This is a genomic window from Streptomyces sp. NPDC048337, assembly GCF_043201175.1.
In the GTDB taxonomy this organism is placed as follows: Bacteria; Actinomycetota; Actinomycetes; order Streptomycetales; family Streptomycetaceae; genus Streptomyces.
This window is the reverse complement of sequence record NZ_JBICYR010000067.1, coordinates 1-1,360: the sequence shown is the minus strand read 5'-3', so window position 1 is coordinate 1,360 and position 1,360 is coordinate 1. Positions and strand designations below refer to the sequence as shown.

The following is a 1,360-nucleotide window of genomic DNA, read 5'->3' as shown; positions in this document are numbered from 1 at the left end:
GCTCTGCGTTGATAGTGGCAGTGTCGGGCGATTGCCTGGTGTTGCCGTCGCCAGCGCGACCAGTTCAGAGCGTGCCGGCGAAGCGGCCGGTCATGGAGGTGGGGCGGGACGAGGCCAGGCGCCAGCAGCCGCCTGAGTTCTGCCACGCTGAGCGGGACCAGGTCCGGGCCGCCGGAACCGTTTCTGCACCCCCCTTTGCCGCCGTGCCGACGGTCATCGCCGCGAGGTAGGCGTGGGCGAGCATGGCCAGGGTGATGTGTCGGCACCAGCCGGTGTAGCGGCGGACTTCGTACTGATCCAGGCCGCACTCGTTCTTCGCGGCCTGGAAGCACTCCTCGATCTGCCAGCGGATCCCGGCAACCCTCACAAGATCGGCGATTGTGCTGTCCATGGGGGCGTAGGCCAGGTAGTAGGCGATTTCGTCGGGCCTGCTGCGGCTGCGCCGGGCCAGTGCCCACCGTTGGCGGACCTGCTTGCGTCGCTGGTAGTCGAACTCCCGGACCGCGGGCAGCTGAAGCGCCGCCCAGTCGTATATCCGCGGGCCCTTGGCGCCTTCTCCGCAGGACATCGGCTCCCAGGCGGTGTCCGGTGCCTGGGCGAACAGATGGTCGGCGCGGGGTCCGAAGACCTGTTGGGACTTCGGGACGGCCAGGACGTAGCCGAGGCCGGACTGCTCCAGCAGGCGGCGGAAGTGTCCGTCCTGGCCGTAGGCGGAATCCGCCGTCACCCAGGCCAGCGGGAGCGGCGAGGCCAAGGCGCGGAGCACCAGGCGCTTGGCCAGGTCTCCCTTGGTGGCGAAGTCACGGTCGTCGGGAATCTTGGCCGCCCGGCAGCGCTGACGGTCGCCGGTCCAGGACTTGGGGAGATAGAGCTCACGGTCCACCAGCGCGCGGCCCCGGGTCGTTGCGTAGGCGGCGAAGACGCCGATCTGGCAGTTCTCGGTGCGGCCGGCGGTCCCGGAGTACTGGCGCTGGACTCCGGCGGAGGTGGTGCCCTTCTTGATGAAGCCGGTGTCGTCGACGATCAGCACCCCGTCGTCCGCACCGAGGTGTTCGGCGACGTACTCCTGCAGGTCGTCGCGGAGATCGTCGGCATTCCAATTGGAGCCGTTGAGCAGGCGTTGCAGGCCATCGGGGGTGCGGTGTCCAGCGAACTCGGCCAGTTGCCAGCCGTTCTTGCGGCCGACCGGGCCAAGCAGGCCACGGACATAGGCACGCATACGGGCACGCAGGTCCGCACGCGGGAAGCGGTGGCCGATGCGGAGAAAGAGCTCGTCGAGTTCCTGGGCCCAGACGGCGTCCGCCGCGTCGTCGTTCATACCTGGGCACTGCCCGCACCGAGCTTCGAGCAGTGCCCCGAA

The 1,360-nt window shown here is 69.0% G+C and carries 1 protein-coding gene; it reads right to left on the bottom strand.

Annotated features, from left to right (window positions below):
• Nucleotides 1–64 precede the first annotated feature (64 nt).
• Nucleotides 65–1,318: an IS701 family transposase gene (locus tag ACGFYU_RS37895; RefSeq protein WP_393831844.1), complete on the bottom strand. Its 1,254-nt coding sequence runs from the start codon at nt 1,316–1,318 to the stop codon at nt 65–67.
• Nucleotides 1,319–1,360: the final 42 nt, after the last annotated feature.